Source organism: Shewanella sp. MEBiC00475, from assembly GCF_005234075.1.
In the GTDB taxonomy this organism is placed as follows: domain Bacteria; phylum Pseudomonadota; class Gammaproteobacteria; order Enterobacterales; family Shewanellaceae; genus Shewanella; species Shewanella polaris.
On the sequence record NZ_CP039928.1, the window covers coordinates 1,891,635 to 1,917,363 of the forward strand.

Annotated in this window: 25 protein-coding genes; 12 read left to right on the forward strand and 13 right to left on the reverse strand. The window is 40.6% G+C overall.

From position 1 onward, the window contains the following. Positions 1–3 precede the first annotated feature (3 nt). Positions 4–222: a DUF2909 domain-containing protein gene (locus FCN25_RS08335; RefSeq protein WP_137223730.1), complete on the reverse strand. Its 219-nt coding sequence runs from the start codon at positions 220–222 to the stop codon at positions 4–6. On the opposite strand from FCN25_RS08335, the gene FCN25_RS08340 reads away from it, so the two are divergent. From FCN25_RS08340 to FCN25_RS08360, 5 genes are read left to right on the forward strand one after another with little or no spacing between them, the layout of a single operon-like run. Beyond that, positions 170–991 (forward strand): SURF1 family protein, encoded by an 822-nt coding sequence (locus FCN25_RS08340; protein WP_137223732.1) that lies wholly within the window; start codon positions 170–172, stop codon positions 989–991. The two genes, FCN25_RS08335 and FCN25_RS08340, sit on opposite strands and share 53 nt — an antisense overlap. A gap of 57 nt (positions 992–1,048) precedes the next feature. Continuing rightward, entirely contained in the window at positions 1,049–1,600 is a 552-nt protein-coding gene (locus FCN25_RS08345) for a hypothetical protein (RefSeq protein ID WP_137223734.1), read from the forward strand. Further along, positions 1,600–2,580: a heme A synthase gene (locus tag FCN25_RS08350; RefSeq protein WP_137223736.1), complete on the forward strand. Its 981-nt coding sequence runs from the start codon at positions 1,600–1,602 to the stop codon at positions 2,578–2,580. Before FCN25_RS08345 ends, FCN25_RS08350 begins: the two co-directional genes overlap by 1 nt. A 13-nt stretch (positions 2,581–2,593) precedes the next feature. Next, complete coding sequence (gene cyoE / locus FCN25_RS08355) at positions 2,594–3,505, forward strand: heme o synthase (protein ID WP_137223738.1); 912 nt, start codon at positions 2,594–2,596, stop codon at positions 3,503–3,505. A gap of 27 nt (positions 3,506–3,532) precedes the next feature. Then, positions 3,533–4,147, forward strand: a complete 615-nt coding sequence (locus FCN25_RS08360) for an SCO family protein (protein ID WP_137227362.1) — start codon at positions 3,533–3,535, stop codon at positions 4,145–4,147. 17 nt (positions 4,148–4,164) lie between these two features. Here the strand turns inward: FCN25_RS08360 and FCN25_RS08365 are convergent, their stop codons facing one another. Continuing rightward, positions 4,165–5,223, reverse strand: coding sequence for a polysaccharide deacetylase family protein (locus FCN25_RS08365; protein ID WP_137223740.1), 1,059 nt, complete (start codon positions 5,221–5,223; stop codon positions 4,165–4,167). Positions 5,224–5,237: 14 nt separating this feature from the next. Between FCN25_RS08365 and dinF the strand changes: the two genes are divergently transcribed. Next, positions 5,238–6,581 carry an MATE family efflux transporter DinF gene (dinF, locus tag FCN25_RS08370; protein WP_137223742.1) on the forward strand — a complete coding sequence of 448 codons (1,344 nt, stop codon included), beginning with the start codon at positions 5,238–5,240 and terminating at the stop codon, positions 6,579–6,581. A gap of 208 nt (positions 6,582–6,789) precedes the next feature. Beyond that, the gene (locus FCN25_RS08375) at positions 6,790–7,119 is read left to right on the forward strand and encodes an FKBP-type peptidyl-prolyl cis-trans isomerase (protein WP_137223744.1); all 330 of its coding nucleotides are present in this window, start codon (positions 6,790–6,792) and stop codon (positions 7,117–7,119) included. A 171-nt stretch (positions 7,120–7,290) separates the two neighbouring features. Here FCN25_RS08375 and nfuA read toward each other — a convergent pair whose 3' ends face one another. Next, entirely contained in the window at positions 7,291–7,869 is a 579-nt protein-coding gene (gene nfuA, locus FCN25_RS08380; RefSeq protein WP_137223746.1) for a Fe-S biogenesis protein NfuA, read from the reverse strand. A gap of 271 nt (positions 7,870–8,140) precedes the next feature. Beyond that, the gene (locus FCN25_RS08385; protein WP_137223748.1) at positions 8,141–8,947 is read right to left on the reverse strand and encodes a ComF family protein; all 807 of its coding nucleotides are present in this window, start codon (positions 8,945–8,947) and stop codon (positions 8,141–8,143) included. Between the two features lie 43 nt (positions 8,948–8,990). Here FCN25_RS08385 and bioH point away from each other — a divergent pair, with 43 nt between their 5' ends. Both bioH and FCN25_RS08395 read left to right on the forward strand, forming a co-directional pair. Then, positions 8,991–9,797, forward strand: a complete 807-nt coding sequence (gene bioH, locus FCN25_RS08390; protein ID WP_137223750.1) for a pimeloyl-ACP methyl ester esterase BioH — start codon at positions 8,991–8,993, stop codon at positions 9,795–9,797. A gap of 77 nt (positions 9,798–9,874) precedes the next feature. Further along, complete coding sequence (locus FCN25_RS08395) at positions 9,875–10,381, forward strand: hypothetical protein (protein ID WP_137223752.1); 507 nt, start codon at positions 9,875–9,877, stop codon at positions 10,379–10,381. Here FCN25_RS08395 and FCN25_RS08400 read toward each other — a convergent pair. The 6 genes from FCN25_RS08400 to FCN25_RS08425 form a co-directional block, all read right to left on the reverse strand. After that, positions 10,373–12,409, reverse strand: coding sequence for an LTA synthase family protein (locus tag FCN25_RS08400; protein ID WP_254693738.1), 2,037 nt, complete (start codon positions 12,407–12,409; stop codon positions 10,373–10,375). The genes FCN25_RS08395 and FCN25_RS08400 overlap by 9 nt on opposite strands. A 377-nt stretch (positions 12,410–12,786) precedes the next feature. After that, positions 12,787–14,217 (reverse strand): ATP-binding protein, encoded by a 1,431-nt coding sequence (locus FCN25_RS08405; RefSeq protein WP_137223754.1) that lies wholly within the window; start codon positions 14,215–14,217, stop codon positions 12,787–12,789. Further along, positions 14,217–14,891 (reverse strand): response regulator transcription factor, encoded by a 675-nt coding sequence (locus FCN25_RS08410; protein WP_137223756.1) that lies wholly within the window; start codon positions 14,889–14,891, stop codon positions 14,217–14,219. Before FCN25_RS08410 ends, FCN25_RS08405 begins: the two co-directional genes overlap by 1 nt. Before the next feature lie 97 nt (positions 14,892–14,988). Next, on the reverse strand, positions 14,989–15,432 hold the full coding sequence (locus FCN25_RS08415; RefSeq protein WP_254693739.1) for a diacylglycerol kinase: 444 nt from the start codon (positions 15,430–15,432) through the stop codon (positions 14,989–14,991). A 10-nt stretch (positions 15,433–15,442) separates the two neighbouring features. Further along, positions 15,443–17,110 (reverse strand): phosphoethanolamine transferase, encoded by a 1,668-nt coding sequence (locus FCN25_RS08420; protein ID WP_254693740.1) that lies wholly within the window; start codon positions 17,108–17,110, stop codon positions 15,443–15,445. Positions 17,111–17,314: 204 nt separating this feature from the next. Continuing rightward, a complete protein-coding gene (locus FCN25_RS08425; protein WP_137223758.1) occupies positions 17,315–19,687 on the reverse strand; it encodes a Tex family protein in 2,373 nt (790 codons plus the stop codon). Between the two features lie 214 nt (positions 19,688–19,901). On the opposite strand from FCN25_RS08425, the gene greB reads away from it, so the two are divergent. Continuing rightward, the gene (greB, locus tag FCN25_RS08430) at positions 19,902–20,381 is read left to right on the forward strand and encodes a transcription elongation factor GreB (protein ID WP_137223760.1); all 480 of its coding nucleotides are present in this window, start codon (positions 19,902–19,904) and stop codon (positions 20,379–20,381) included. Positions 20,382–20,512: 131 nt separating this feature from the next. Continuing rightward, positions 20,513–21,397: a DMT family transporter gene (locus FCN25_RS08435; protein ID WP_254693741.1), complete on the forward strand. Its 885-nt coding sequence runs from the start codon at positions 20,513–20,515 to the stop codon at positions 21,395–21,397. Positions 21,398–21,670: 273 nt separating this feature from the next. Here the strand turns inward: FCN25_RS08435 and FCN25_RS08440 are convergent, their stop codons facing one another. Both FCN25_RS08440 and FCN25_RS08445 read right to left on the reverse strand, forming a co-directional pair. Beyond that, positions 21,671–22,474 carry a sulfite exporter TauE/SafE family protein gene (locus FCN25_RS08440; RefSeq protein ID WP_137223762.1) on the reverse strand — a complete coding sequence of 268 codons (804 nt, stop codon included), beginning with the start codon at positions 22,472–22,474 and terminating at the stop codon, positions 21,671–21,673. 353 nt (positions 22,475–22,827) lie between these two features. Further along, entirely contained in the window at positions 22,828–23,334 is a 507-nt protein-coding gene (locus tag FCN25_RS08445) for a general stress protein (RefSeq protein WP_137223764.1), read from the reverse strand. Between the two features lie 586 nt (positions 23,335–23,920). Between FCN25_RS08445 and FCN25_RS08450 the strand changes: the two genes are divergently transcribed. Further along, positions 23,921–24,700, forward strand: coding sequence for an acetoin reductase (locus FCN25_RS08450; RefSeq protein WP_137223765.1), 780 nt, complete (start codon positions 23,921–23,923; stop codon positions 24,698–24,700). Between the two features lie 221 nt (positions 24,701–24,921). Here the strand turns inward: FCN25_RS08450 and FCN25_RS08455 are convergent, their stop codons facing one another. Continuing rightward, positions 24,922–25,611, reverse strand: a complete 690-nt coding sequence (locus FCN25_RS08455; protein ID WP_137223766.1) for a DUF2238 domain-containing protein — start codon at positions 25,609–25,611, stop codon at positions 24,922–24,924. Positions 25,612–25,729 lie beyond the last annotated feature (118 nt).

Sequence of the window (25,729 nt, forward strand, 5' to 3'; positions counted from 1 at the left end):
ACACTAATAAGGTCTGGGATTTGGCTGAATGTAGCCAAGCCCCAGAGCCACCAGCAATACCATAATAACGACAACAGAAAACAACACGCGCCGGCCTAAAAAACGACTCATTGATTGTTGATGCTGCCCTTTAACCATAATAAATAAAGCTCTAGCTAAGTTAAATAATATGAATACAAGCAACGAGACTAAAACTAACTTAACGATGAAAGGTGTTGTCACAGGCAATCCTTTTTATAGTGTGAGTGTGTCTCGAGTATTATTGGTTATCATTACTTTGGTCGTGTTTAGCTTATTGGTCAAGTTAGGATTATGGCAGCTATCACGAGCAAGCTTTAAACAAGAGTGGCAAAGCACGCTACTTGAGCGCCAACAGCAACAAGCGCTTAGCTATGAAGCATTGTTGGCAATCGTTAAATCATCTGAAGCATCAACCACCTCTCAGCCAGAAGCGAGACTACTAACGGGTTATCGTCTATCGATTTCAGCCAAACCGGCAAATAACATGATGTTGTTATTAGACAATCAAGTGTATCAAGGACAAGTGGGGTATTTAGCTTACCAAGTGTTTGAAATCACTCCTGAGCAACCTTGGGTATTGGTCGAGTTAGGTTTTGTGCCAGCAAGCAAAGATCGCCGCATCCTACCCGAGCTAACACCGTTAAAAAATGCTTACTACAAATTGGTTGGGCGCATTTATCAAAAACAACCCAATCCATTAAGTGACCAACTTGATGCTGAACAGTCAGCCGATACACCAATACGTTTTCAAAATATGAATATCCCCGCACTAACGGATCTGCTTGGTCATGACTTAGCCCCTATTGTGCTGCAACCCGACAATGTTCCCAATTATCACCTACCCCAACCTTGGGTACCTATTCCATTGTCAGCACAAAAGCATCAAGGATATGCATTGCAATGGTTCACCATGGCAGCGGTATTTTTAGGGCTCATGGGCTGGATAGCATTTCGACAGTATCGACGTTAAACCTCGTCGTTAATCATTAACTTAACCATAATATTAAAATGATAAAGAGGAGATAGAATGAACTCCCAGCCAAAAAAGAGTAATAAAGCACTAATGGTCTTACTGCTGGTATTTATTTTACCGGTTGCCTTAGCCAAATTAGTGTTAAGCCTAGAACTATACAACGGTGGAGCAACTAACAAAGGGGCGTTAATCGCACCAGAAATTAACTATGCCAATTTAGCCATGGAAAACCCAAAACCTCATGCATGGCAAGTACTGTTTTTTCTACCCGAAAACTGCAATGAGCAATGCCAAGAACGGCTGTACATTTTACACCAAAGCTATATTGCCCTAGGAAAAAATCGGGATCGTGTTACACCTATCATTTTGGTCAATAGCCACAGTGACACCCAAATACTCAAGCAATTAAATATCGCTTTTGACCAAGCAAACGCCAATGACGCACTTGCTGCACTATTAACCAATCAACAACTCATCATTGTCGACCCTCTCGGAAGCTTAGTGATGCAATATGACAACGTGATAGGCCACGACGCTAATATTGCTCAGGGCAAAGCCATGATTGCTGACTTACGTAAAATGCTTAAGTTGTCGAGGGTAGGCTAATGGCAATACAGCGATTAATCAAATTCACCTTAGTGTTTACCTTAGCGGTTATTTTAATGGGTGCTTACACACGCCTGTCTGATGCTGGATTAGGTTGCCCAGACTGGCCGGGCTGTTACGGCCATTTAGCGGTGCCAAGCGCAAGCCATGACTTAGCCAAAATTGAAACTCGTTTCCCTGATGCTCAAATTGAGCCAGAAAAAGCGTGGCTGGAAATGATCCATCGCTATATCGCTGGTACTTTGGGCTTAATGGTTTTAGCGATTTTAATTTTATGCCTAAAACAGCCTCAAGCACCCAAAAAACTGCCCGTATTTATTGCTGCACTGATTGTGTTTCAAGCTGCGCTTGGCATGTGGACTGTCACGATGAAATTAATGCCAATAGTGGTGATGGCACACCTTATTGGCGGCTTTAGTTTATTTGCCTTATTACTGCTGTTATATCTGCGGCTTAAACCTTTAAGGATCCCCGGAGGTGATACCTATGCGCATAAGCTCATTCCGTTAGCATTAGCCAGTTTTGGTGTATTAGTCATTCAAATCATACTGGGTGGCTGGACCTCATCAAATTACGCCGCGCTTGCCTGTACCGCCCTGCCCATATGTGAAGGTAATTGGGTCGATAACTTACGTTTTGCCGATGCTTTTTCACCATTTCAAGGCGACCACCCCAGTTTTGAATTTGGCGTTTTGGACTATGCCACACGAATGACCATCCATGTCAGCCACCGAATTTGGGCGGTTGTCACAGCCATAACCCTAATTATCCTTGCACTAAAATTACGCTTCGCACAATCACATATTATGCGCAACAGTGGTTATTTATTACTGTTTCTCGTTATCGCTCAAGTCGGATTGGGGATTAGCAATGTAGTGATGAATTTACCTTTAGGCATAGCAGTATCACACAATGGAGGCGCAGCCTTGTTGCTGCTTACCTTAGTCTTTATTAATTACGCCCTATGGCGTAAAGCATGAGTGAGGATCGACCATGACAAAACCTCTAACAATGAGTCAGGTTCAACCTAAAATAACCCTGCAATGGCGTGCTTATTTTGAAATGACCAAACCTAAAGTTGTAGCACTTATGCTACTGACAGTATTGGTCGGTATGTGTTTAGCCGTCCCAGGTATAGTGCCACTCCAACCTCTAGTTGCAGGGATGGCAGGCATTGCAATGATGGCAGGCGCCGCGGCAGCGTTTAATCACTTAATTGATCGTAAAATCGATGGATTGATGGCCCGAACGTATAATCGTCCGCTACCTAAAGGCAAAATATCAACCACCAAAGCGACCACATTTGCGGTGTCGCTCGGAACGCTCGGTTTTGTGGTGTTATATACCTTAGTTAATCCCCTCACGGCTTGGCTGACCTTTGCCAGTTTAATTGGTTATGCCTTGGTGTATACCGCCTACCTTAAGCGAGCGACCTCACAAAATATTGTCATTGGTGGATTAGCCGGTGCGATGCCACCACTGTTAGGCTGGACAGCAATAACCAATGAACTGCATGGTTACGCTCTGTTGCTGGTTATTATTATCTTCACTTGGACCCCTCCGCATTTTTGGGCGTTAGCCATTCATCGCCGTAAAGAATATGCCAAGGTCGATATTCCAATGTTACCGGTTACTCATGGGGTTGAATTTACTAAAACCTGTATTTTGCTTTACACCATCTTATTAGCCATTGCTTGCCTGCTACCCGTTTTAGTCGGTATGTGTGGTCCAATATATTTGGTGGGTTCAACATTATTGAGTTGTGGTTTTATCTATAAGGCATGGCAGTTAAAGTTTCATGACTATCCAGAACTGTCCATGCAAGTTTTTAAATTCTCCATTTATCATTTAATGGTGTTGTTTATTGTCTTATTAGTAGATCATTACTTTTGGGTAACTGCTTAAATTAGAAAGGAAAAGATATTGAAAATAATGATAGCGGTGGGGCTAATATTATTAGCCTTGGCGGGGGGCGTTGTTTATCAACAGACGCAAACAGAACCTATGCCACTGGCAACCAGTTATGTATTTGAACAACAGCGCGCATTAGCACCGTTTACATTAGCAGACCAATACGGCAATGCGTTTACTAACCAAACGTTGCAAGACAAATGGAGCTTATTTTTTATTGGTTATACTGCTTGCCCTGATGTATGCCCGACCACGTTGAATAAACTCGCAGCGGCTTATCCACAACTGCAAAAAATAGCCAGCAATGTGCAAGTGGTGTTTGTGTCAGCCGACCCCAAACGTGACACTCAAGTTAAACGGTTAGATTACATAAACTTTTTTAATAAGGACTTTAAAGCAGTCAGCGCAGAACACACCGACTTATTTCCGTTTAGTCGTGACTTAGGCTTTGTATATGCCATGGTTGGAGACAACAACGATTACCAAGTAGACCATAGTGCATCGTATGTGTTGGTTTCACCTCGAGGGGAAAAAATAGCAGTATTTAAACCCAAACCACAGCCTGGTCAACTAGCACAAATTCTTAATGCTGAGCTGATAGCTGACTTTGGCCAAATCGTTCAATCTTGGCACTAGCCATCCATATGATGCAGTTACTCTTCAAGCCACTGACCATTATCTTGCGGGCGGATCCACGCTTGCGAGAACCAATAATAGCCTGATTTGGTTTTACTCGGTGCGGTGCAATTATAACGTGACCGTCCGGGGGCTAAGTCTGATGATGCCTGAATAGATAAGCGATTCTCACTCAACCAAGTAGGCTTTTTAGAACCTTGCCCTTGAATAAAGCACATTACTTGATGGGGATAAATATCCTGAATATTGAGGGTTAATATCAACTTAGGCCGCCATTTACCTGATACCAATAATGGATCGCTTATATTTTGCTTAATAACCGGCATCGGTAAGCTGGAAAACTTTACCATTAAACTCGCTAAATCCGCATAAGCATTAGCTACTGGGAAACGTGGCAACGCCGTTAATGATGAATATTCTCCCGCCGCACCAGATTGTTGACCAAAACCAACAAAACCATGTTTAGCCAAAATAGCTTCCAACTTATTAGTGTATTCACCATAAGGGTAGGCAAACATTTTTACGCTTTGGCCAGTATGCTTTAAGATCTCTGCCTCAGTCGATAGAATATTATCTTCAACTCGCGCCTGCCATTGGTCTTGGGATTCTTTGCCTTGACGACGAATTAAGTGTTCATGTCCCCAGCTATGGTTTGCAATCGTCACACCTTGCTCCGACAGAGTATTAATATCTTGCCAACTCATCATGCCTTTGTAACCCGCCTCAATGGGCGCTACAGAAATAAACACCGTATATGGAAATTGATGCGAAGCCAAAATAGGCGCTGCATTGTTAATAATGCTGTCATATCCGTCATCGAAGGTAATCACGATACGTTTATCTGCTATAGGCGTGTTATGCTTTATTGACTTAACAGCTTCAGTTAATGACATCACGGTAAAATCATTATCGGCCAAGTACTGCATCTGTTCGGTGAACTGACTAGGCGTGACACTAGTACTTTTAGGCGTGTTCTCAGATACGTGATGATATTGTAAAATAACCACCGCATTTGCATCATAATGCAATAGACTCAAACTGAACACTGCCAACAATAACGCTATTTTCTTAACCATGAATATTCATACCTATGTCTGTTAGCTCACTACTGTTAAACCGCCAAAAAAATCGTCAATTATTGGCATTAGCAACACCAATGATACTGTCTAATATCACCATCCCACTTTTAGGATTAGTTGATACAGCTGTAATTGGACATCTAGGGCAAGCTTACTACCTGGGTGGCGTGGCCTTAGGAAGTACCATCATTACATTGATAGTATGGCTACTCGGTTTCTTACGAATGTCTACTACAGGGTTAGTTGCTCAAGCCTATGGTGCTAATGATACCTCAACTCAACATCAATTACTGATACAAGGCTGTAGCCTAGCATTAATCTTAGGCTTAGCTTGCGTGATCCTACAATCTCCACTACTTAATTTTGCGCTCAGCTTGAGCGATGCCAGCGAACAAGTGATGTTCTATTGCCGCCAATATGTCAATATTCGAATTTGGTCACTACCGTTTGCTCTTGTCAATTTAGTATTGCTAGGTTGGCTGCTCGGACGCCAAGCACCAAAAGCAGCCATGTGGCAGCTGATTATCGCTAATAGCGCTAATATTATTCTCGATATTGTGTTTGTCATGGTATTTAAATGGAATGTACAAGGGGCGGCATTAGCATCAGTTATTGCTGATATCAGTGCATTTTCAGTTGGATTAGTCATGGTAAAGCGCCAACTGAAACTCACAGGCGAGCTGAATCTAAGCCACATGATTTCTCAATTAACATGGCGGGGATATGCTCGTTTACTCACCTTAAACCGCGACATTTTTATCCGTAGTCTGTGCTTGCAAGCTGCCTTTAGCTTTATGACTTTTTATGGTGCAGGCTTAGGCGACAACATTATTGCCGCCAACGCGGTACTGCTTAATTTATTGATGTTGATATCGTATGCGCTCGATGGCATAGCCTATTATGCAGAAGCTGAAGTGGGACGGGCATTTGGTAAAAAAGACCCCAAATTGCTTCATGAAAGCGTAGTGTTAGCTTTTTGCTGGTCTGCAATGGTAGCTGTTTTATTTAGCCTGCTATTTTGGCTAACAGGGCCGTGGATAATTCAGTTATTAACCAATATAGAGGCGGTACAAGATGCCGCAAACAATGATTTAATATGGCTGATTATTATGCCTATCTTGGCATTTGGTTGCTACTTGTTTGATGGCGTATATATTGGCGCAGCTCGCGGAAATATTATGCGTAATAGTATGATAATAGCTACATTTGGAATTTACTTTCCATGCTGGTACTTATTGCAAGGATGGGGTAACGATAGTCTTTGGGCGGCAATGTCGGTATTTATGTTATGCCGCAGCCTTACCCTTGGCTGGCATTATTACTATAGGCTCAGGTTTCAACTGCTGACCACGTAATAGTATTTGTGGATCACAATGGCTTCACTAAATGATCGCCCTTTTCGCTTTAAGGCTGATGAGAATTTCAATTATGTTTCATTGAAATTCAACCTTATAAGCAAACATAAGTAGTTTCGAAAGACTCGGCACACCAGTAAACTGTAAAAAATTAAAATGGTAATATTGCATAACCCAACTAGTCCATATTATTACAAACGAGAGTACCATGACCCAAGAATTGATTATCACAGATATTGAAGTTGGCAGCGGGAAAGCGGCCGTTAAAGGCGCATTAATTACTACTCGTTATAGCGGCCGATTAGCCGACGGAAGCCAGTTTGATGCTTCGGGTGCATTTCAGTGTGTCATCGGTACTGGCAGAGTCATTAAAGGCTGGGATCAAGGTATTATCGGTATGAATGTAGGTGGTAAGCGAAAGCTATCTGTTCCAGCTCATCTAGCCTATGGAGAGCGCCAGATTGGCGATCGTATCCCGGCAAACTCAGATTTGTTTTTTGATATTGAATTACTTGAAGTTCTGACACGGGACGACTAAATAACCTCAACTCGGTATAACAAACGCCGCTCAAACAGCACTCTACCTTGCTAGCGGTGTAAAATGAACTTGCAATAAGTTAGTCGGTTAATATCTAATCGATACGAACAAAAAAACGCGACCCCATAATAAGGTCGCGTTTTCGTTTATTAGCAGTAATTCATCACGCGATTAAGCGTAAGAATGTTCGCCATGCTGATGTTCTGTTACATCACGAACGCCAGTTAATTCCGTAGGGAACATATCTAATAGTTGTTTTTCGATACCATCTTTTAAGGTGATATCAACTTGAGAGCAACCGTTACAACCACCACCAAACTGCAATACCGCAACACCATCTTCGGTAATTTCTACCAACATAATATTACCGCCATGGCTGGCAAGTTGTGGATTAATTTCAGACTGAATAACATACTCAATGCGTTCAACTAATGGAGCATCAGCACCAACTTTACGCATTTTTGCATTTGGTGCTTTTAAGGTTAACTGCGAACCAAGCTGATCGGTAACAAAATCAATGCTGGCGTCATCTAAAAAAGGTGCGCTTTTTTCATCAACCATGGCACTGAAACCATTAAAAGGTAATTCAGTATCATCAGCTTCAACCGCATCAGGTGGACAATAAGACACACCGCATTCTGCTTGCGCTGTACCAGGGCTGATAACAAAAACACGAATGTGAGTGCCTTCAGGTTGGTCGGCCAATAATTTGACGAAATGGGCCTGAGCTGTATCGGTAATGGTGATCATAAAAACCTGCTCCGTCAGGGTATACCTGAGTAATTTAGTAAGAATTAGGCCTATGATACTCTGTGTTGCATTTGCTTTGTAGTCTAGGGAAGCCTAGATTTCGAAAAAATGATCTAGTTCAACTTTTTTTAACCCTAAAGAAACCGCAATACGCCATATACCAAGAGTTACAAGACATATTAATTAATTGTTTTTATTTATAAAAAAACTTGTTATTACTCAAATTAAATTAATCTAACCGCAACCTAGGTCAATCTATACTCAAATTGCTTTAATCTAACAATCCCGGCGCCTCTGCACGAGCTAGGCACCAAGTTTGCACATGGACAAATTGCGGCTTAAATAATTGAGCAATTTCATTTACAGTCGTCCCAGTAGTAACGACATCATCAATCAGAGCAATACGCTGATATGCCGTTTTTTGTTGTAATTTGAATGCATCATGACAGTTTTTGCGTCTCCGTTTACCCGCTAATCCTGTTTGTGGTGCTGTATCAATCACTCGGATTAAACAAGTGTCGTCAACAGGAATATCCATTAATAAACTGAGTTCCTTTGCAATTAACCAAGCTTGGTTAAAACCTCGTTGCCGTAAACGGTTTGGATGCAAAGGTACTGGAATTAACACTTGTGGCCGTTTAATAATGCCATGTTTAACTAATAATGCTATTCGGCAAGCTAATTGTTGAGCTATTGCTTTGAGCGGTGCGCATTGTTGCTGGTATTTAATCGCGGCAATAAGAGGCCCTAATCCTTGGTGATAGCTACAAGGTGCAACCACCCAATTGGGCTCTTGTTTCAAACACTTGCCACAATAAGTCTGCAGCAGAGCTATTTCGCGACCACAACCTAAGCACACTTCGTGCTGATACAAACTCGTCGCTAAACACACTTGGCAAACACCTGTGAGCACTTGATTAGGAAACAATTGTTGATATCCCGTTTGATCTATCCTTTGCTGGCACAGCAGGCAACGGTTGGGTAAACTGCCTAGTAAAATTACCCTGACACGCTGAACGCGTTTGACGCATAACGCTAATATATGGGTAATGTCGATTGAAATATTGATTAACGGCATTGGCTATTCATTCCATTAAATAGACTCAAAAGAGGTGTTAACTGTGAGTTTTCCTGCATTGCATATTGATACCGTAGGCTCACAAGGCCAAGATATAGTGTTATTACACGGTTGGGGGGTGAATAACCAAGTATTCAGTCCATTACAAAACGCATTGCACCAGTATAGAGTGCATTATGTTGATTTGCCGGGTTTTGGCTTAAGTCCCAATATCGATGGTGATATTAAACAGTGGACACAGGCACTTGCTACACAACTGCCACAGCAGGCTATTTGGGTTGGTTGGTCGTTGGGAGGATTAATAGCGAGCCAAGTGGCCATCGATTACCCTGAGTCTGTGGCTGCATTAGTCACTATTGCCTCATCACCTTGTTTTATGGCCCGCGAAAGTGTTATGACTCACGAAAAAGGCTACTCAACACCATCTTGGCCAGGTATCCAGCCTGAGGTGCTAGCACAATTTTCCAGCCAATTAAGTCGTGATTTACCTCGAACTGTTGAACGTTTTTTAGCCATTCAAGCTATGGGCAGTGATAATGCAAAATCAGATATTCAACACATAAAAAGCTTAGTATTAAGTAAACCATTACCGACACAACAAGGGCTATCCCAAGGGTTAGATATGTTAGCGCAGGTTGATTTACGCGCCTCGGTCACTCAAATACAGCAGCCATGGTTACGAATTTGGGGGAAATTAGATGGTTTGGTTCCAAGAAAAATTATCACGTCATTACCTAGCCGCGACAACATTGAAGATATGGTGATAAATAAAGCATCACATGCACCGTTTATTTCGCATCCAGAGGAGTTTTTAGATCGTTTGTTACCTTGGATCATAAAATACTGCTAAAAATAACTGAATAAGACTTTAGACTTGGATAGATATTGACTATAATTTAGCCAAGGCTTGGAATTGGCAGAGTCCACATGATAATTACCACTCATTATCCGCAAATACCGCTAGCAACTTCAAATGTTGCGACGGATCTTGCTCGAGTGGACAACCAACAAAAACCACCGATTATTCCGCCACAAGAACCCGCAAAAGGTCATCAAGAACGTTCATTAAATCCACAAAATGAACGCGCTTCGACTTATATCGTTGCAGAAAAAAAGCAGCAGCAAGAACAAGCTAAACGACAACAGCAAAGTACCACTCAACAATCGTTAGAATCTAAAGTCATTGCCTCGCCTGCAATTCGGCCTCAAGTGATAAAAATCTTGGCCAGCCAGACACCCGCACTGCAACGTAAAGATATTCAACTAAAAACCCAAGTAGCCACCGCTAAAACGACACCAGAGCCTCGTCAACGCCAATCATTAGACGCTGGTGAATCAAGTGCTATCTATCAACAATTTGGCCAACGAATTGGTCAATTTTATCAACAACAATCCGTTCCCGACAATCAATCGCAACTAAAAATACTAGCGTGATGCTTCGATTGCAGTAATATCAGCAATGGTCGGTTTAACCACTGTATTAGCCGAGCGATACAACATTTTATTGTAAGCTAAGCTACCCCACAATGCCCAACCTAAGGCCGTTTCCGCTTGTGTTTCATCCAATGTCGTCGGTGTTAATTTCTCGGTAGCAAAGTCATAATTGCAACTTTCGGCAGGTAATTCAGGCTGCAAAATAGTCATCTTATTTCCCTCTAGCAAACCAAAGTTTTTATCGTATTGCATCATCGCTCTACCAGGCCAAGAATCTGGCATTTTGGTTAAATCACGACCTAACATTGGATAGCTATCCGAAATACCCAATAACGAAATTAACGTCGGCGACATATCAATTTGGCTGACAACACGTGGGTCACGCTTCGCATCAATCCCATCACCTAAAATAAGCCCAGGGATACGGAAACGAGATACAGGAACTAGCGCAGCACCACCAACACGGCTGTCATGATCGGCAACAATCAAAAATAGAGTGTCTTTCCAATAGTCTGATTTTTTGGCTTTCTTGAAAAACTCACCAACGGCATAGTCGGCATATTTTACTGCATTATGCATGGTATATTGTGGCTGCTCATATAGCTCAATACGGTCATCAGGAAACTCATATGGATCATGGTTACTTGAGCTAAACACTAAACTAAAGAATGGCTTACCTTCTTTGTGCATCCGCGAAAATTCTTCATCTGCTCTAAACAATAAATCCTCATCAGACACACCCCAAGACGCCACAAACGCGGGGTCTTTGTAGTCGCCTTGATCAACAATATCGGTAAATCCATTGCCTAAAAAGAAGCTGCGCATATTATCAAAATGACTTTCACCACCATAAATAAACTGCGTGGTATAACCATGTTGTTTTAATAAATCAGCAATGGTAAAGAAACCTGTTTGGCTCTTACCTAGTTTCACTACGGCACGTGCTGGCGTAGGTGTAAAACCCGTTGTCACCGCCTCAATACCTCTTACAGAACGCGTACCAGTAGCGTATAAATTTTCAAAAAACCATCCTTGTTTAGATAACTCATCAATATTGGGTGTTAATGGTAAACCACCTAAACTCCCGACAAAACGCGCACCTAAGCTTTCTTGTAAAATAATGACAAGGTTCTTTGGTTTACCGCTATAACTGGCTTGATTAAATGACAACGTCGGTATGGTCGATGAGGTAAATGCACTCAGCGGCCGACCACTTTCACGGCGAACAATATCAATGACTTTATCATCGGCTAGCTTGCCATACACTTTCGATGCATCTTCTTCATTTCCCATCTGCTTAATCGCAAAAATTAATGAGAATGAGGAGTTAAGCACTAAAGAATTAATTAAAGGATCATCAGAAAATGCCACCAATGAAGGGTTCAGTGGTCTATGGCCTAACGATGAACGTGCACCCAAAATGGTAATAGCAATGATGATAACGCCCAATACAGGACGCCAATACCATTTTGGATAACGAATATTCTGAGTAAGCTTACCGCTAAGCCACCAGCCACCCCATAAACTACCAATAGTGATAAACGCAGAAAGGATAAGCTCGGCTTTGCGCCCAGCCCATAACATCGACAGTACTTCTTTGGGATAAACTAAATATTCAACGTATAAACGGTTAGGCCTAAAACCATATTCGGCTATAAATGAGGGAGATGATGCCTCAAGAAAAATAATCACCCACAACCCCAGAGTTAACCATACTCGCAATATTATTAGCCAAGCACGGCCCACTAAATGCTCGCCCGAAAATACTACAGTACCTAACGCTGCAATGCCCCATAACCAACAAACTGAAGCAAAATCAACGCGTAATCCTTGCAGGAAGATATAACCCCAACCTTGAGCATCACTAACACGATCTGCCTGCCATAAGGACAAACCTAAACGGCTCACAGTCAATATAATCAATGATATAACACTGAATATAATGATGACCTGGAGTAAACTTCGTGAAGTGTGCGATCTTGATGGCAACGAAGAACCTACGTTATGCCTAAAGGAATTTACAGCCATTTACCGCTCCAATATCATTATTATTTTTAGTATGAATTAACACATATTCAACAAGTTATGCCGAACGTAATATTTCTGTTATTTACAACAGATTAATGCTCATATCTTAAGGTGGAGTTACGTTAAAAAATATTGTCTTTACTATTTGATCAATCCAATCAAACTAAAATGTATATCCATATATTTATCAACAGACTAGTATTAGCACATTAGATAGCACACATAATAAGCAAGGCCTTGTACACCAAATGCTATCCGAGCATAAGACCCTGATTAATGATCAAAGTTCAGCAACAACAGACTTATATTAACGTTTTACTAACAAATTACGTCAATGGTTTATCACTTCTATGTGATCGACATTCAAATAATTAAATCTAACTGTCTACTGCTATTGGAATTTGCAGACTAAACATTATTTTATCTGTAGGTACCAACTCAAAGCCAAATTCAAAACCATTTACTTTGGCAATATTTTCAACAATGGCTAACCCCAATCCATGGCGATCACTATTTGAGCGCGACTGTTCAGCTTGAAATAACGGTAACGTGAGTTTTTCTAGATCATTAACGTTTATGCTGGTCACTAATTGGTTTTCAACACTGATCTTTAACCCTTGATAATCTGTGGCTAATCGTATTTGAATCACAGATTGTGGTGGACTGTAATACAGTGCATTGTCGAATAAATTGCTTAAAATAAGGTGCAAAGAAAACTCATCAGCAATACAACTAAGATCCGATGCTTGGTTATTGATATTCAAACGAGAATGAATAGTCGAATACTTAAATGCTAACTCTTCAATAACTTGATTCACTAAGGTATTAATATTGATATGTTGACGATGCAGGCTAATATTTTCAGACGAGGCTTGCTGCAATAATAATAGATTATTGACAATGGTCTTCATCCGTAAACTAATACTCAATACATCTTGTTTATAACTTGCACCAATACGCTGATCATCCGGATATCGAATATAAATTTCACTCAAACTAATCAACTCACTGATAGGTGTTTTCAGCTCATGAGCAATATCGGCAGTAATACGTTTTTCTGTTTGTAAGTATTGCTGGCTAATTTTGACAAACTTATTGAGCTCATTACGAATAGGTTCTATTTCAAGGTAACGTTCTGAATCGGTAGACAAAGGGATGTGTTTTTGGGTGACATCGACATTTTTTAGCGACATATTAAGGTCGTTTAATGGCGTCAAACCACGATGAATAACCTTCACTACAGCCCAACGGATCAACACAATCACCAGCAGTAAACCAATGGCTAGACTAGAATCAATGATCACTAATATTTGCGACAAATCTTCAGTAGTAATGGCTATTGTTAACCACATGGGTTCAACTTTACCCATTATTGAACGATTAACTTTCGGTACTTGCGGCTCAAAATACGACACCATCGCCCGACCATCTCGCCCATCGGGTAACACCACATCGGCAAAAAAGGTACTATTAACTGGTATGTCTTTTTTAAGTAAATCTACCCCCGCAAAAGCACGTAACGATTCGGAGCGTTCAAACACGTTCGAGCCTTGCCATAACTGGAAAAAACTCGCTTTGGTTGAAATACCAAATTCAGGCATAAATTCGCCAGAAAAATCAAACTCGGTGCCTTGCGGTGTTACTTTAACCAATGTTTTAAGATAGTTAGACTTATCAGTTAATGCGCTATCAAATTCAGCATCAACCCAGTTATCAATGCTGATATCAATAGCAAGAAAAACTATAATTAAAATAGCTGATACCACATAGGTCATAGTATTGACTAAATTAGTTGTTAACGACCTCATTAATGTTCACCCACAAAATAGCCAAAACCACGTTTATTTTTAATCGGTAACGTCGCGCCAACCGCTTTGGCTTTTTTACGTACTGACGATAAATGAGCCTCGATGGTATTTTTCGATAAATGGTTAAATGACCCCACTACCGCTTCACTAATTTGCTCAGGGTTGAGTATTTGCTTAGGATTATTAAATAAATATTCGACGATTTTAAATTCGTTTTTAGTCAAATCGATATTATGGCCATTAGCATGAAGTGACTTATTACTGGTATCGAGGACAAAGTCAGCAATACAAATCGATTTAACGTGTTGATTCAAGCCGCCACGACGGCCAAGGGTAATTAACCTTGCTTGTAACTCATCAAATGAAAATGGTTTGCACAAATAATCATCAGCACCCGATAACAAGCCATTAACCCGATCTTCTGCTTGAGATTTAGCGGACAAAATAATGACTTTAGCTTGATTGCCTAGCTTACGAATACTCTTAAGCAAACTGATCCCATCAACATTAGGCAGCATTAAATCTAAAATAATAAAGTCATACTGATTAGTTAGCGCCATGCTTAACCCTTCAGAACCATCGCCAGTTTCATCAACGGTATAACCTAAATGATCTAACCCCACTCTAATGCCGCGACGCAGTGCTTCAGAGTCTTCAATTAACAACACTTTCATTGAGTGTCCTTTATCATAATGATGCCTATATCCATATCACAATTGCCGCCTAAATGGAGAGAACTTAATGTTATTCCCTATGATGTGAGCACATAGATTATGCCCACAAAATAACCCACCAAACAATCGCTGCCATCAACATACTGACAAACACAAACGCCGAAGCTATATCTTTGGCTAAACCAGACATGGTATGAAACTCAAGACCAATACGGTCAACTACCACCTCAATTGCAGTGTTAACCAGTTCGGCAAACAATACAAATAGTAATGCCAGTACTAACAGAGCCGATTGCGGCGCGCTAATATTTGCCATACAGGCAAATACCGTTAACGGTATAAACAACAATAACTCTTGTTGAAACGCTGCTTCATTACTGCACATCCACTTTAGCCCATTAAAGGAATGTTTACAGGTATACAGCAAGCGCATAATGCCATGACGTTTCACCACAACTTTTGGCTGCTTAGCTGTCGCGTTCTTTGCCGTATTCTTTGTAACATTATCATCTGATGTAGAAGATGAAACTGAAATTGTCATCGGTGTATCCCTAGCTAATTTTACAATCGGTGGTGATATCTAACTTAGGGTCGCGCACCGAAGTGCTCACACCGTAAAGCCCTAGCAATGTATGGAACAAGTTGTCATGGGAATATTCACCATTCATTGCATGATCCACAATACATTTACGATCAACCGCTTTTGCTTCTGTAAAATCTTGCGGTAACCACATCAACCATGGCACATGAGTTTGTTGGCTCGGCGCAATGCTATAAGGGGTGCCGTGTAAATACATTCCACTTTCACCCAACGATTCACCATGGTCAGATAAATACACCAGCGCGACGTTATACTTGTCTTGATACTCCTTAAGCACATTGATGGTTTTGGCTAATACAAAGTCGGTATAGGCAATAGTATTGTCGTATACATTGACAATTTCTTGGTCGCTACAATTTTCAATGTCACTGCGACGACAAGCTGGGCCAAACAGCGCTTTATCTGCGGGATAACGTTGCCAATAAGTCGGTCCGTGGCTACCAATAGTATGTAAAGCGATAAATTCATTTTCTAAACTTTTTCCCGACAGTGCACTTGCTTCACTTACTTGTTGTAATTTTTGGCTGAGCTTTTCGACTAAAATCTCGTCGTAACAACTTAAGCCATCACACAATGGATTTGGCTCACTCGGCGAAATATCAATCTTATTAATGCGGGATCCAACGTCTTTATCACCACCATCATTTTCAAACCATGTCACATCTACACCAGCTGCTTTAATCACATCAAGTACGTTATTTTGTGCATCGGCAGCTTCACGATTGTAATTATCATGAGTTAAACTTGAGAACATACACGGTAACGAATGTGCTGTAGCGGTGCCACAAGACGACACATTTTGTAAGGCAATCATGCCTAGGTTTTCTGTATAGGGGTTGGTATTACGTTGATAACCGTTATAAGCCATATCTTGTGCTCGAGCCGTTTCGCCTACAACAACTACCATTAATGTTGGCTTGTCATTCATATTTACGGTCAACTGTGCATCTTGACCAATAGGATTAAAGGTTAATTTTTCAGTAAAGTAACGTCGATTTAAGTATTTAACCGTATTGTAAATGTGTGCAGGAATAATCATCTTATTTAGGTACTTATTGTTGCGACCCACTGATGCATAGTCCTTGTAAAAAAACAGCACCATTGCACCCACAATCGCTAAACCAACAAGCACAAAGCCAACACGACGAAACAGCGCTTTAGTGAACGAAGGAGAACTCGTTAATTTGGTGCGATACAACCATACAGAAGGCAATACGCCAAAAATGAAAATATAACCAATTGAAGACAAGCTTATGTATGAAATAGCTTCTCCAGAATTTGTCTCAAATATATTCTCAATCATGCCGTAATCGAACATGACATTATATTTCAACATGGCATACATTGCCGCTGACGATGTCAGTAGCAATAGAATCATCAATGGCTTAAATACGAAACGAAAAGCAAATAAACTGAATATCACCATAAAGCAACCACTCAGCAATAGGGCTGGTGACAAAGAAAATAACACATGACCGTCTGCTGATAATTGATAGATTTTACGGATTAACGGAAAATTTAATACCAAGCCAAAATAGACAGCGATAATGCAGGTCATTGCCTCGTAACTGATGCTTTTGGGGGTGAAACTGGATAATGTTTTCAGTAGTAATTTCAATTTTGCCACTCGCAATAAACTCGACTGGCGCTGATATTCAACCAAAACACTGAAGATTTACTGAATAAAAACTGAATTATTACTGTGAGGCTTTATTAAGTTTCAAAATATAAAAGTTAACTACAAAAAAGGCCCTCACATATTAGTGTAAGGGCCTTTTAATCAACAAATTAGAACATGTGTTTTACCACACTCTAATTTTTATTATTTTTTGAACTTAGCAAAAGCATCAGCAAACGCATTACCCATTGCGGCATTTTGTGGTGCTTTAACAGGCTTATTGGCTGGTTTATTATGAGCCACACTTTTGGTATTGGCTGAAGATTTACCTGCAGTAGGCTTTTTCTGGTAACTATTTTGTGGTTTACCTTGTGACTGTCTGGTCGCTTTTTCAGTATCTATTTTTTCATCAAGACGCATGCTTAATGCAATACGACGACGCTCAATATCCACTTCCATCACTTTCACTTTAACCACATCGCCCGCTTTTACCACTGTATGAGGGTCGCTGACAAATTTGTCGGTTAACGATGAAATATGCACTAAACCATCTTGATGCACACCCACATCAACAAAGGCTCCAAAATTAGTCACGTTGGTTACCACACCTTCCAAAATCATCTCGACTTTAAGGTGCTTCAACTCTTCTATACCGTCTTTAAAACTCGCCGTTTTAAACTCACCACGCGGATCGCGCCCAGGCTTATCTAACTCGGCCAAAATATCATTAATAGTCGGTACACCAAATGAGTCGGTAACAAAATCGGCAGCATTTATCTGTTTTAACAAATCACTATTACCAATCAGTTCAGTTAATGCTAATTGCTTAGCGCCAGCAATCGACTCAACTAAACTATATGCTTCAGGATGAACAGATGACGAATCTAAAGGATTATCACCATTGCGAATACGTAAGAAACCCGCCGCTTGTTCATAAGCTTTAGGCCCTAAACGTGCCACATTTAATAGTTGTTTGCGGTTAGTAAATTGACCATTGGTATCACGGAAATCAACTACATTTTTAGCTAAGGTTTTGGTTAACCCTGCCACTTGCGTTAATAACGGTGCCGATGCCATGTTTAAATCAACACCGACAGCATTAACACAATCTTCAACGACGGCATCGAGCGACTGAGATAACTGGCTTTGGCTTACATCATGCTGATATTGGCCTACGCCAATCGCTTTGGGTTCAATTTTTACCAGCTCTGCCAGCGGGTCTTGTAAACGACGCGCTATCGATACCGCACCACGAATTGACACATCAAGGTTAGGAAATTCATTAGCAGCAAACTCAGAGGCAGAATACACAGATGCACCCGCTTCACTCACAATCACTTTAGTCAATGTCGGGTTGGTTTCTTTTACTGCTGCAATTAATTCGCCAGTCAGTTTGTCGGTTTCACGAGAGCCTGTACCATTACCTATCGCAATAATTTCAACCTTGTGCATCGTCACTAAGTTACTCAAGGTGCGGATTGATTTATCCCACAAGTTTTGCGGTGCATGGGGGAAAATAGTGGTGTGTGCCACAAGTTTGCCAGTGTTATCTACAATCGCTACTTTCACACCAGTACGAATACCAGGATCAAGCCCCATAGTCGCTTTAGCACCAGCAGGAGCCGCCATTAATAAATCACCCAGATTACGGGCAAACACTCTAATGGCTTCTTCTTCCGCTCGTTCACGCATCTTAGCAATAAACTCGGTTTCCATTTGCAAAGCGACTTTAATCCGCCAAGTCGAGGTCACTACTGTTTTCAACCATTCATCAACGCTACTATTCGTTAATGCTAACGCAAAGTGATCGCTAATAATCACTTCACAATAACTGCCTTCTGTTGCTTGAGTATCGGGATCAGCGTTCATTGACAGGCTTAACACGCCTTCGTTACGACCGCGCAGCATGGCTAAAGCACGATGTGATGGGATTTTGCTCATCAGCTCATTGTGTTCAAAATAGTCGCGGAATTTAGCGCCTTCTTTCTCTTTACCTTTCACCATGCGGCTTTCAAGCACCGCTTGCTGTAATAAATGCTGGCGTACTTTACGTAGCAACTCTGCATCTTCGGCAAAGCGTTCCATTAAGATATAACGAGCTCCATCAAGTACCGCTTTAGCATCAGCAAATCCTGCTTGTGGATTAAGAAACTCAGCAGCCTTAGCATCTATATCGACTTGGCGATCGGCTAACACAGCATCGACTAGCGGCTCAATACCGGCTTCGATAGCTATTTGGCCTTTAGTACGACGCTTTGGTTTGTATGGCAGGTATAAATCTTCAAGGCGGGTCTTGCTGTCGGCATCATTAATCGCTTGGGATAACACAGGCGTTAACTTACCTTGCGCCTCAATACTCGACAAAATCACTTGGCGACGATCATGTAACTCTCGTAAATAGCCTAAGCGAGAAAACAAGTTACGTAATTGAGTATCATCTAAGCCACCAGTGGCTTCTTTACGGTAGCGCGCCACAAACGGTACTGTTGCACCATCATCTAAAAGCGCGATGGTCGCAGTGACCTGTTGTTCACGAACATTCAGTTCTTGAGCGATAATCTGGGCAATATTATGCATAATCAATCGAATTCGACATGGTTTAAAATAAAATTATGCCAAAGATACCATAAAGACCACCAGTTCGCTGCTAGTACGAAAGGCTTTATGATGTCTTTATAGATAATCGATAAAAAGAATGCATCATCGGGCATGAAGTGCTAAAACACAGATGTTAATATTACAGCTTAATATAAAACCTCACTGTTCTTTGACCACATTAAGAGTAAACCGCGTGAAAACTAAGTTAATCACTTTAGAAGGCTACAATAAGCTCAGAATTGAGCACGACTACTTGTGGAAAGAACAGCGTCCTGAAGTGACTAAAATTGTCACTTGGGCGGCAGGTTTAGGTGATCGTTCTGAAAATGCCGATTATCAGTTCAACAAGCGTTTATTAAGGCAAATTGATCGCCGTGTACGCTATCTACGCAAGCTGTTGCCCGAACTCAAGATAGTCTATTACGCTCCAGAACAAGAAGGCAAAGTGTTTTTTGGTGCCACGGTTGAAATCGAAAACGACACCGGTGACATAAAAACCTTTAAAATTGTCGGCCCTGAAGAAATTTACGACGAACGTAAAGATTACATCTCAATTGACTCACCCATGGCTCGCGCTTTACTCAAAAAACAAGTCGATGACGAAGCCGTGGTCAGTACTCCACAAGGCGACAAAACTTGGTATATCAATAAAATTACTTATATAAAAAAATAGAAGTAATCAGATGGTTGAACGATAAAATCAGGTCTAAAATTCGTTTTATGCACTTTGTCGATTCAAGCATCACAACCGTTATATACAAGCCTTATCGGCCAAAAACAATCCATCCTATTATTGGAGTTATTTTGACAAATACCAAAGGAAGTCTTTATATGGTTGCTGCAATGGCAGCCTTTGCCATTGAAGATATGCTCATTAAATCAGCGGCAGAAACGACATCTTTGGGTCAAATTCTCGCGCTATTTGGCCTAGGTGGAATGCTTATTTTTATGCTCCTCACTTGGCGTAAAGGCGAAAAGATTTTCCATCCGGCAATTTTATCTACTCCTATATTAATTCGTGCAACTTGCGAAGTGGTGGGTCGATTTACCTTTGCGTTGGCGATTACTTTAACCCCATTATCAAGTGCATCAGCTATTTTGCAGGCAACACCATTAATTGCCATGATAGGCGCAGCATTATTGTTCGGTGAACAAGTAGGGGTGAAAAGATGGCTTGCTGTATTGGTTGGCTTTATCGGCGTACTGATGATCATTCGTCCCGGACTTGAAGGCTTTGAAGCCACTTCTTTATTAGCGGTTATCGCAACCCTAGGTTTTGCGGGTCGCGATTTAGCCACCCGAGCGGCACCACCTGTATTGTCTAACATGCAGCTTGGTGTGTATGGTTTTTTTGTCCTCATCCCTGCGGGTGTAGCAATACAAATCTATCAAAATGAACCAGCCCAACTTAATACAACCGCGTCAATACAAATCATCGGCGCTATCATTTTTGGCGTTGCAGCTTATAACGCACTCACTATTGCTATGCGCGCGGGCGATGTATCGGTAATCGCACCGTTTCGTTATACCCGCTTACTGTTTGCGTTAGCCTTGGGAATATTTATATTTGGAGAGTCGCCCGATTTAATGACCTTACTTGGTAGCCTACTAGTGGTATTAAGTGGTGGCTACACCCTCACCCAAACGCGTAAAAGGTTAACGGTAACTACCATCAAAGATGGAACATAGTTTGGCTTGAGCTTGAGGTGAATCGCTTTCTGATTTGGACATCCCTTAACTAACTTGCTACTAGGATTATATTGATGCGTAAATATTGCGAGATTATCGCCTCAAATATGCAATAAGCCTCTGAATATTATTCCAATTATTTACCGTTAACATACAACCGTTTGTGTAAGCATTTCACAATACACGATTAATTTCCTTAAAAATAATACCTTGTAAAAAGCTAGATTTTTTCAGCGATCCGGTTATATCTCTGCAAAAGTTATTAATGCTAAATCATGTTATTGAAATCAACATTTTAATACTCAGCGTAATGAGTAGAACAGCAAATATTTTCTTTAATATTGATACGGGTAATTTATGTGCCAACTGTGCGCCGTAAGGGGCGGTGATAAAACTGGTAATAGAAATTAATAATACTGCGGGTAAATACACATAACCAAAAATGTAATCATTAGGTGAAGAATAGTGCCAACCATTAATTAAATAACCAACCGTTCCAGCAACAGAGATAGGCAGCCCAATAGCGGCAGAAGTACCGATTGCTTTCTTAATTTCAATATTCTGCCATGTTAGGTAAGGAACCGTTAAAGAGCCACCGCCAATTGACACCAACGCAGATATTGATCCAATGCCAAAACCCGCTGCAAACAAGCCTGTGGTTCCTGATAGTTCTCTTGATGGCTTTGGTTTTTTATTTAAAAACATTTGGCTCGATACAAATGCCATAAACAGCGCAAAAAAGATCCCCAGAAATAATGAGCTTAAATATGAGGCTAAAAACGTTGCTGAAAATGTCCCTAAAATAATACCTAAAACCATCCCTTTAACAGCCAACCATACCACTGCACCTTTTGCATTGTGAGAACGGAAACTTGAAAAAGTAGTGATTACCATACAAGCCATTGATGTGCCTAAAGCTAAATGCACAACATGATCAATAGCAATGCCATTTAATAGAAATATCGATGTTAATATCGGCACCAAAATGCCACCACCACCGATACCCAATAGCCCCGCCATGAAACCGACAAAAGAGCCTAATAATAAAAACAGTACTATCCATTCCGGTTGTAACATTATTACCTCATTCTCATCATTTAGTTATGTCTAACGTTTTCGTTTTTGCACTTTGCACTGTTTGAAAGCTCACTTTACTGGGTGAACAGTCACAAGGTAAAAATATTATTCGTTTGATGTTAGCTTGTAAGCAGATAAATACATTAAGCTCGCCAATTGACTGGCAGGAGCTCATCAATACTAAGTTAATATTAAACCTTAACGAGACCGCCTTTTAAACGATAATAATGAGAGATATCAGCATTAACCCTATGATCCAAAGAATAGGCAGAAATACAAAGCCAGTAACGAACTTTTTCCCTGCCTAAATGTATGCGATTGTTAGGTAATGTTGTCAGTTATAGCCGGCGTGTTTATGCGGAATGTACCTCTAAGTCATGACCAATATTCTTTAGAATACTTTTTGCATTTGTTATTTCATCCATAGAACCATGAACGACAAGAAGAAATTTATCACTCTTTATCGCGGTTTCATATTTGATGATACTGTCCTTTGGTATGCCGATGCTATAAAGGGCTGCGCCCAATGCATCTAGCCCACCCACTATAACAGCACCTTCGAGACCGCCAATGATCGTTGAAACAAACGGACCAGCAATCATAATGGGACCAAGTCCGGGAATAAAGAAAAAGGCTGAACCAAAAAGCAAACCGAATAACCCTCCCCAAAAAGCCCCGAATTTACCCCATTTCATCACACGGTCACCAGTGTTGTAATAACCAACGACATCTTCTTCTGTGTGATAATCTTTACCAATAATAGATAGTTTTTTCATATCGAAACCTGATTTTTGCAACTCTTTTACTGCTTCTTCAGCTTCAGTATGTGTGTCAAAAGTGATGATTCCTGCATTTTTCATTTTAAATCTCCTGGTTTGATGATTCCAGTCAATGTGCTAATGAACTTGATGATATTGTTGGCAGCGGTAAAGCATTAAAATCGATAGTAATTAACACGCCATCCACTTGTCTAACCAATAACATAGCCTTTTCAGCATTCATTGCGATAACCTTTTATGGTTATTCAAGAACGGGGTTTATTTATAGATTGAGACCTATAATAAACATGCTACCCATCCCTCTATTTAATAACATAATCCTATTCAGTATTGAATGCGATAGCCTTGTGAGCGTTAACAAATTCAACCTAGATGGGGTTTATCAATAGATTGATTCTTATTAGCAATATGATAATTAATTCTTTTCAAATTCGGCAATAACCTGCTGATATAAAAATAAAAATCAACATAACACCTAAATACTCACCACTAATGTTGAAAGGTTATTCTTAGAGATTAAACATGTTTAATTTTTAATCATTATGCTGGTTAAAATTGATCTATATCTAATTTTATTGCTCTACGCCCTTGTAGACTGATCATTCAATCGTTATCTGGAAGGCTATGTAAAGGTCTTCCTTATCTCATTATCAAAAAGGAGTCAGATATGTCATTACAAGGAAAAGTCGCGCTCGTCACAGGCGCAGGTCAGGGTATTGGACGTGCCATTGCACTTCGTTTAGCAGAAGATGGAGCAGATATTGCCATCGTTGATTTAAACGTAGACAAAATGCTCGCAGTCTCTCTTGAAGTAGAAGCCTTGGGTCGAAAATCAACTACTTTCAAAGCAGATGTTAGCGACCGAAAACAGGTATATGCCGCTATAGACCATGCAGAAAAAACCTTAGGTGGATTTGATATTATGGTGAATAACGCAGGTATTGCGCAAGTTCAAGCCATAGCAGATATTACTCAAGAAGAAATGGATAAAATCCAAAAGATCAACGTAGACGGAACCCTTTGGGGCATTCAAGCCGCGGCAAAGAAATTTATCGAACGTAAACAAAAAGGCAAAATTATCAGTGCCTCTTCCATTGCCGGCCATAATGGATTTGCTTTGCTGGGCGCATATTCGGCAACTAAATTTGCCGTGCGCGCGTTAACCCAGGCAGCTGCACAGGAATATGCTAGCGCAGGTATTACTGTCAATGCTTATTGCCCTGGCGTGGTCGGAACCGATATGTGGGTCGAGATTGATAAACGTTTTTCTGAAATTACTGGCGCACCAATAGGTGAAACCTATAAGAAATACGTCAAAGGCATTGCACTTGGTCGTGCGCAAACACCTGTGGATGTCGCCAACTTTGTTTCATATTTAGCAGGTCCAGATTCTGATTACATGACGGGTCAAGCACCGCTGATTGATGGTGGTATGGTTTACTGTTAACAATAACCAAATGCCCTCGAAATGCAGGATTGTGTATTTTGCTGTGTATTGGGTATATATGAGCTAAAAATTGTGGGCTAACATTGCGAGTAACAACATAGCCTGCAGTTTTTAGCACAACGATTAAAGTAATGTGAAAAATAGGCCGGATGCTAATCAGCACTCATCTTTGCTGGTCATGTCTATTGTTAATCAAGTTCCAAACGAAGGCTTTCTCCCGCTTAATCCCTGTTATGTTTTACTGTTAAACTTAATCGCCATTGTTCTCGAAAGTCTTTTTGAATTCGAGAATGAATAACAAGTGTAATCACCATTGCTATAAAGCCGCCAAGACTTGCCATTGCCATATCTTTATGTGCATCCCAAATATCTCCCTGTGTGCCTAAATATGCCATTCCTAACTCGCCACCAAATACCTCTGCAGCACCCCACTCAACCAGTTCATATAGCATGGATGTTGCCATAATAAGATTTAAAGGCGTTAAATAGCTCCAAAACCCTTTCACACCTGCAATCCGGCAATACAAATCTCTCACTGGGTATGCCAACAAAAAACCGTATGCAAAATGAATCAATCGATCAAAATTATTCCGGGTCCATCCCATATATTCATTAAGGCTAAAATTAAAATATGATGTTAAAAATGCATCATAGGGAACATTGGAGTAAGTATAATATGAACCAATTTCATGTAAGCTCATAAATACAAATATCAAACTATAAGAGAGTCGCGATAATGGACATTTCTTATACGTAAAAAAAATGAAGATGGCAGATAAGACAACTAATACATTCTCAAGCGCCCAATCGGCTCGATCATAAGGCGATATAGAAATGACTAAGCATTCAATACCAAAAATGATTGAAAGGATTAGAAAGTATCGTTTATGTACCATAGTATTTTTGGCCATTCTGAATTAACGCTATTTTTATAGGGACCCAAAAGTCAGCTGTAAATTTATTCTCATCCATAACATGTAGGGTTCAATCACGTCTAATCACACCACAAACGGGAGGACAACAGACGCC